Source organism: Caballeronia sp. LjRoot29, from assembly GCF_964252755.1.
Classification (GTDB): domain Bacteria; phylum Pseudomonadota; class Gammaproteobacteria; order Burkholderiales; family Burkholderiaceae; genus Caballeronia.
On sequence record NZ_CAXUPU020000040.1, the window covers coordinates 62,212 to 68,720 of the forward strand.

Here is a 6,509-nt window from a genome sequence, read left to right on the forward strand (position 1 = left end):
GCCGGTTTTAAGTCTGTCTGGCTTTATCGGACAAGTGTTTTGGCGGTTTTTTCAGGACATCGACACAAACCGCTCGCGGTTAATCGGCAGGTTGGCGCGGAAAATGCTCCGTTTGCTGCACATGCATAAATCTGAGCGGTCATGGTTTCAGTCTCCTTTACTTCAAGCTGCGTGTTATGGACCGATCGGAACGTAGATGCCGACGCCGAACGCTGGCGAATCCTGGTTGTCGACGATAACGCGGCAAGCGCCGAAGGCCTTGCTGCAGCGCTGAGCGCGGACGGTTGCGACGCGCGTTTCGTGCTGAGCGGTGTTGGCGCGCTGCAGGCGATTGACGGCTGGGTGCCGCACATCGTGATCCTGGACATCAGCATGCCGGAACACGATGGTTTTGCAACTGCACGTGTTCTACGCAGGATTTCTCCCACCCGAAACGCGGGAATCATTGCGTTTACGGCGCTCGGTGAGGATTATGTGCGCTCGAAAGGGCTACACGCCGGGTTCGATGGTTATTGTCAGAAGGGTAATGCGCCGGGTGTTCTGGTCGACCTGATCAGCCGTCTGGTTCAGGTTCACTAAACGCCGCTCGCTGAGTCACCAAAAAGGTGTTCAACAGTACGACGCTCGAAAATTTTCGATTTTCGATGGGTTTCGACCCTACAAATATTTCGACCTCAACGTCCCGGTGAGCCTTTTCCAGGCTCACTCGCGTCCATTTTTCCTGCTCCCGACCTTTTTTGATTATTGGCTTATCGCGAAAAGTGTATTGAAGTTTATGGGGATAAAAATCCGATAGTAGGGGTATACACTGCATTTCATCGACGAAGCAGCCACCGAAAGAAGTTTGACCGCTGCGACGCCTTTCTGAACCAGTCGAACGTCCAACGTATATCGGAGCTCACCATGAAAAAGAATCTTCTCGCATCGTTACTGATCGCCGCCACTGCTTCTATCGCTGTTCCGGCATTTGCCAGCGGCTACGGCCCGGCACCTTCGTATCGCCCGTCGGTTGGCGCTCCGGTTTCGCAACAAGGCATCAACACGCAAACCATCGCTGCGCAAAACAACGCTGAAGCGAACTCGTACGGCGGCGCACGCAACACCGTGTCGCAGTCGGGTTCGAGCCGCGATAGCTCGACCAAGGCACAATCTGTTTTCTTCGGTCAGTAATCCAGTAATTCGGCAGTGTGAGTAGTTTGCAGGCTCCTACGCGCACGGCCGGTACCACGGGTACCGCCGTGATCGCGCCAAGCTTGACGGCCGGATAGTACAGAAGTACAGAATGCACAAACGCCCGCTGAACGTGAGTTCAGCGGGCGTTTGTGCCTTCTGTACCTATGCGGAAAGACTGTTTCAGGTGCCCGTCATCTTGAGCGCGTCGCGCATTACGGATGCCAGTTCTCCGGCGGCAAATTTGGCCACATAAGCGTTCGCGCCCACCTTGCGCACGTGCTCCTCGTTCGCCGACCCGGACAATGACGAGTGGATCACTACCGGAATCGCCTGCATGCCGGCGTTCGCCTTGATCCGGCGCGTCAGCGTGAATCCGTCCATTTCAGGCATTTCGAGATCGGTCAGCACCAGCGCGATTTCGTCCGCGGCGCACCGGCCGTGTTTTTCCGCCTTGCTCTGTAAATCTTCCAGCACGTTCCACGCTTCCTGGCCGCTCTTGGTCATGATGAACTGCACGCCCATCGCGGTCAGGCTTTGTTCGATCAGGCTGCGCGCGACGCCCGAATCGTCGGCGGCGAGCACTTTGGTACCCGGTTTCAGGACAATCCGGCCGGTGCTCTCTTCACTGATCTCCACTTGCGTCGATGGCAACACGTCGCGCAGGATCTGTTCGACATCCAGTACTTGCGCAAGCCGGGAGCCATCCACGTTGCCGTCGAGACGCGCGAAACTGGTCACCGTTCGTCCGCTCGAATGCGATTCCGCAGACAAAACCTGATTCCACTCGAGCCGCACGATGTCATCGACTTCCTCGACGGCAAAGCCTTGTGTGGTGCGCGCGAATTCGGTGACGAGCAGGATCTTGAGACCGTTCTTCGGCTGGCAGCCCGTGACCTGAGCAAGGTCGATCACGGGGATGATCTGGCCGCGGATATCGGCTACGCCAAGAATCTCCGGGTTGGCGCCGGCGACCACGGTGATTGGCGGCATCGCTAGGATCTCGCGCACCTTGAATACGTTGATGCCATAGAGTTCACGTTGTTCGGAGTCCGGTGCTTCGCCCAGGCGAAACAGGAGCAGTTCGAACATGTTGTTGCCCGCGAGCCGAACTCGCTGTTCGATGTCGTGTTGTGAACTGCTCAAGGTGGTTCTCCTGATCGATTTATGCCGTGCTTCTAAATAGCCGGTTCCTGATTAGCGGCGCGGTGCGGGGAAACTGAAGCACTTTCGGTGCTTTATGCCTGGACTGTTTCACGCCAATCGGGTCACGTGTGCGGCTGCATCGGGATAGACCCTTGAACGCATGAAAAGCAGTGTTTTCCAGCGTTCACGGAGCAGGTCTCTGGCCTATACTTTTTGAATGGGCTGGGTAATATGGATGTAAGGCGCTGGATGCGAGGGTTTCTGCAAACCTGTTGTGAAACGCGTCGTACGATCCGGATGCCAGCTGTCCACCCATGTGAAACGCCCGCCAGCCGGCAGGCGTCGCGCGGTTCAACGGAGGCGTTCGATGGCAACAGTCGCACAAGTTCTTAATTCGAAACCCGATCACACCATCTTCACGATCGCCGATACGGCATCGGTCTACGAGGCTATCGCGATGATGGCGGAGAAGCACATTGGCGCGTTGATCGTGACCCATGGCGAAGCAATTGTCGGCATCATGACCGAGCGTGACTATGCCCGCAAAGTCGTGCTGATGGACCGTGTTTCACGGCAGACTCCGGTACGCGAAATCATGACTTCGCAAGTGCGCTTCGTGCGTCCCGATCAGACCACGGACGACTGCATGGCGCTGATGACTGAGCGTCGCATGCGGCATTTGCCGGTTATCGATGGCGAGAAGCTGGTGGGCATGATTTCGATCGGCGACCTGGTGAAAAACATCATGTCGGAGCAGGAGCTCACCATTCACCAGCTTGAGGGATACATACGAGGCGAGCATATGTAGTTTGCCCGTGAGGACGCAGCGCGGCGTGTTGACGCCGCGCTGCGTTTTATCGTTTTCAGTTGTTCCGCTGCGTATTGTCGTGTTCACGCACTCTATGCTTTTCCTCTTCTTCCACCCTCCTTCCGGTTTTGTTCAGCAAATCAAGTTGTAAGCTAATTGTTATAATTCCTGGGTGCCGCGCATCGGCCTGATCGCAGGGGCTGACATTCACGCGCCTGTTCCCTTGCCGAGTTGCGCTCGGCCCTGACCTTAGAGGAGCGCCGTTCGACGCCCCCCGAACTTTCAACGTCGCCTTCGGTTGCCAATTTCCCTCAAACCAACTCCAACTCCGCGCCGCGCCTCATCGCTGCCGACACCCCGTTTATTATCGTGATGAATGCGGGATCGGGGCGCAAGCAAAGCGATGAAACGCGCGCTGCGCTCGACAGTATCCTCGGGCGGGCTGGGCGAAAGTTCGAGCTTCGCGTCGTCGCCGATCCTTCTCAACTCGCCGATACCGCTCGCCAGGCGGTACGCGATGCAAAAGCGCAAAACGCCGTGGTGGTGGGTGCGGGTGGCGACGGCACACTGTGTGCCGTCGCCCAGGCAGTCCTCGGCAGCGGTTGTGCGTTCGCGGTGCTGCCGCGCGGCACATTCAATTACTTCAGCCGCGACCACGGCATTCCCGCCGACACTACGCAGTCCATCGCTCTCCTGCTCAATGCACGAGCGTTTCCGGTCCAGGCCGGCTTCGTCAACGAGCGCATGTTCCTCGTCAACGCGAGTCTGGGTTTGTACCCGAAGCTGCTGGAAGACCGGGAGATCTACAAGCGCCAGTTTGGCCGCAGCCGCTTGATTGCCCTGTGGTCCGCAGCCGTGACGCTACTACGCCCGCATCGTCATTTGCGTCTTCACATCGAGCACGATGGCACAATGCATGAGGTCCGGACATCGACACTTTTTGTCGGCAACAATCGCTTGCAACTTGAGCAGATCGGCGTGGCAGAGGCACCGCAACTGGAGCGCGGTTTGCTCGCAGCGATTGCGCCGCGGGCAATCGGACGCCTTGCGCAACTTGGCCTCACGCTGCGCGGTGCGGCGGGCCGGATGAGCGACGCAGACAACGTCATCAGTTTCGCGTTCAAGCGCATCACGGTGACGCATCCGTCAAAGCGTCAACGACCCGTCAAGGTTGCGACCGATGGCGAGATAAACTGGATCACCCTGCCGCTCGAATTTCGCGTTGCCCCGGAGCCGCTGTTCCTGCTCAAGCCCGAAGCCGACGTTGCCAATGCCAATCGCTCATGACCCTGTTGCTCCAGATTTCCGATCCGCACTTTGGCACCGAACAACCGCTGGTCGTGGCAGCGTTGCTGCGTCTCGCCAATATGCTGCAGCCCGATCTCGTTGTCATGTCCGGCGACATCACGCAGCGCGCCAGACGCGCGCAATTTAGCGCAGCGCGCGCGTTCGTCGATACGTTGGGTGCAACGCCCCTGGTTATCGTGCCGGGCAATCATGACATTCCGCTGTATAACCTTTTCGCGCGTATTGTTCATCCGTACGCGAATTACCGGCGCGTGTTCGGAGACGATCTCGACCCCGTGTTCGAATCGGCCGAGCTCATGGTGATCGGTGTGAACACGACGCGTGCGTATCGTCGTAAGGATGGCGAAATATCGGCGCAACAAGTGGAGCGCGTGGAGCGTCGCCTCGACCAGGCGACGCCGCGTCAGCTACGGGTTGTCGTCACGCATCAGCCAGTCGTGGCGGCGCGTGCCAATGACATCAGGAACCTGTTGCACGGCCGCGAATATGCCATTCAACGATGGTCGCAGGCGGGCGTGGACCTGATCCTGGGCGGTCATATCCATCTCCCGTATGTATCGCCGCTGCATGTGGCGTATAACGACTTGCCGCGCCGGATGTGGGCCGTGCAGGCGGGGACATCATTGTCTTCACGCGTGCGTGGAAGGGTGCCTAATTCGGTGAACGTGATTGACTACAATGCGTCGACTAATGGCACGCGCCGTGCGGTTGTCACGCGTTGGGATTTCAATCGGGTGATCGCATCGTTTGAACCCAACATACAACACGAGATCGACCTGGATAACGAGTCGCTCAAGACTCCATTAGCGACGCTGTCATGAAGCAGATTGAAGGGCCGTACACCGGCCTGTTTGAAGTAGCGCACGCAGCCGGTGAGCACGCACTGATTGTGTTTGCGGTCTCCCTGACTCTCGCAATGGTCGTAGTACTGAGCGCGTGGCAACTCGTTCAACGTTATGGATTACCGCGGGAAAACGGCGGCTTGCCGCCCAAGGTCTTGCTGGTCGTGAACTTGACGGTGAGTTTTGCCATCATCGTCGGTGCGGCCGCCTTGTTCGCTGCAATCGCCGATGAAATCGGCGCCGGCGAGACACTCGGCCGCCTGGACCAGGCGTTCGCCGACGGCATAGCGAGCGCGGTTCCTATCGGCGTGATCCGTGCGTTTGCACTCGTCACGCATCTGGGCGATGCATGGGTCCTCGCCGCCTGGTGCGTGCTCGGCGCAGCCATCCTGATCGCGCGGCGCCGGTTCGCACTCGCGATTGGCTTTACGCTCGCGATAGTCGGCAACGGCCTGCTCAATAGCATCATCAAACACATTTTCGAACGCGTGCGGCCCGTGCATGACCAGTCGATCGCCACCGCCACCGGATGGAGTTTCCCGAGCGGCCATTCATCAGGGTCGTTTGTCACCTACGGCATCATCGCGTATGTGCTTGTGCGGGTCGTGCCGGACGGCTGGCGCTTGCCCGTGATCGTGGCAGCCACACTGATTGCGGTCACCACGGCGAGCAGCCGCGTATTCCTGCGCGTGCATTTCGCGAGCGACGTGCTCGCGGGCTTTGCACTGGGAACGATCTGGCTGGTGGCGTGTATCCTGAGCATCGAATTGGCACGCAGATATTGGTCGAGGCCGGGGCCGGCGGCGAGCTCGCGGCATCAGTCCTGAGGGTGTATCGACAGCTCGGGGAAGCCGGTGCCAGAATCCAGATCACGTGAGAAGCGCACGCCCTCCAGGCAAACAATCAGGATTTCCGCCGTCGTCCGCACAATGCATCCCGGCGATACATGGCCGCCGACCACGCGGCCTTCGGCATTCGAGACGGCCATGTGAAGATGTGCGCCGTCGGCGGAAAGCGAGCCGGCCAGCGTCAGGATTTCGAGGTCACCGTCAAGCCGCGTTGGCTCGTCGAGACCCGCGTAACGCAGGTTCGCCACGCGCAGGCTGCCGATGCCCTGCATCACGAACGCGGCTCCTATGCCTTGGTCTCGCGCAATTGCTTCGAGCGCGGCACGCAGGTCGTCGCCGGGAACCAGACGCACGGGAAGTGTTTGCATAAGTTACGCCCCAAGGCTA

Annotated in this window: 8 protein-coding genes; 6 read left to right on the plus strand and 2 right to left on the minus strand. The window is 58.9% G+C overall.

Annotated elements, in window-relative coordinates; all coding sequences use genetic code 11:
* Positions 1-141 precede the first annotated feature (141 nt).
* Together ACSQ83_RS30665 and ACSQ83_RS30670 are read left to right on the plus strand one after the other, a co-directional pair.
* Entirely contained in the window at positions 142-579 is a 438-nt protein-coding gene (locus ACSQ83_RS30665; RefSeq protein WP_436230702.1) for a response regulator, read from the plus strand.
* A 324-nt stretch (positions 580-903) separates the two neighbouring features.
* Positions 904-1,170: a hypothetical protein gene (locus ACSQ83_RS30670; RefSeq protein WP_414950844.1), complete on the plus strand. Its 267-nt coding sequence runs from the start codon at positions 904-906 to the stop codon at positions 1,168-1,170.
* 183 nt (positions 1,171-1,353) lie between these two features.
* On the opposite strand, the gene ACSQ83_RS30675 is transcribed toward ACSQ83_RS30670, so the two are convergent.
* Positions 1,354-2,316 (minus strand): chemotaxis protein, encoded by a 963-nt coding sequence (locus ACSQ83_RS30675; protein WP_414950845.1) that lies wholly within the window; start codon positions 2,314-2,316, stop codon positions 1,354-1,356.
* 367 nt (positions 2,317-2,683) lie between these two features.
* On the opposite strand from ACSQ83_RS30675, the gene ACSQ83_RS30680 reads away from it, so the two are divergent.
* The 4 genes from ACSQ83_RS30680 (at position 2,684) to ACSQ83_RS30695 (ending at position 6,101) form a co-directional block, all read left to right on the plus strand.
* Positions 2,684-3,124 carry a CBS domain-containing protein gene (locus tag ACSQ83_RS30680; protein WP_299707986.1) on the plus strand — a complete coding sequence of 147 codons (441 nt, stop codon included), beginning with the start codon at positions 2,684-2,686 and terminating at the stop codon, positions 3,122-3,124.
* Positions 3,125-3,496: 372 nt separating this feature from the next.
* Positions 3,497-4,411 (plus strand): diacylglycerol/lipid kinase family protein, encoded by a 915-nt coding sequence (locus ACSQ83_RS30685; RefSeq protein ID WP_436230703.1) that lies wholly within the window; start codon positions 3,497-3,499, stop codon positions 4,409-4,411.
* The gene (locus ACSQ83_RS30690; RefSeq protein WP_436230704.1) at positions 4,408-5,253 is read left to right on the plus strand and encodes a metallophosphoesterase family protein; all 846 of its coding nucleotides are present in this window, start codon (positions 4,408-4,410) and stop codon (positions 5,251-5,253) included. Before ACSQ83_RS30685 ends, ACSQ83_RS30690 begins: the two co-directional genes overlap by 4 nt.
* Complete coding sequence (locus ACSQ83_RS30695) at positions 5,250-6,101, plus strand: phosphatase PAP2 family protein (RefSeq protein WP_436230705.1); 852 nt, start codon at positions 5,250-5,252, stop codon at positions 6,099-6,101. Before ACSQ83_RS30690 ends, ACSQ83_RS30695 begins: the two co-directional genes overlap by 4 nt.
* Here ACSQ83_RS30695 and ACSQ83_RS30700 read toward each other — a convergent pair.
* A complete protein-coding gene (locus ACSQ83_RS30700) occupies positions 6,092-6,490 on the minus strand; it encodes a PPC domain-containing DNA-binding protein (protein ID WP_414950850.1) in 399 nt (132 codons plus the stop codon). The two genes, ACSQ83_RS30695 and ACSQ83_RS30700, sit on opposite strands and share 10 nt — an antisense overlap.
* Positions 6,491-6,509: the final 19 nt, after the last annotated feature.

Bases quoted from the DNA above. Each gene is read 5' to 3' on its own strand.
- ACSQ83_RS30665 (WP_436230702.1), top strand. From the start codon at position 142: ATGGTTTCAGTCTCCTTTACTTCAAGCTGCGTGTTATGGACCGATCGG.
- ACSQ83_RS30670 (WP_414950844.1), top strand. From the start codon at position 904: ATGAAAAAGAATCTTCTCGCATCGTTACTGATCGCCGCCACTGCTTCT.
- ACSQ83_RS30680 (WP_299707986.1), top strand. From the start codon at position 2,684: ATGGCAACAGTCGCACAAGTTCTTAATTCGAAACCCGATCACACCATC.
- ACSQ83_RS30685 (WP_436230703.1), top strand. From the start codon at position 3,497: ATGAATGCGGGATCGGGGCGCAAGCAAAGCGATGAAACGCGCGCTGCG.
- ACSQ83_RS30690 (WP_436230704.1), top strand. From the start codon at position 4,408: ATGACCCTGTTGCTCCAGATTTCCGATCCGCACTTTGGCACCGAACAA.
- ACSQ83_RS30695 (WP_436230705.1), top strand. From the start codon at position 5,250: ATGAAGCAGATTGAAGGGCCGTACACCGGCCTGTTTGAAGTAGCGCAC.
- ACSQ83_RS30700 (WP_414950850.1), bottom strand. From the start codon at position 6,490: ATGCAAACACTTCCCGTGCGTCTGGTTCCCGGCGACGACCTGCGTGCC.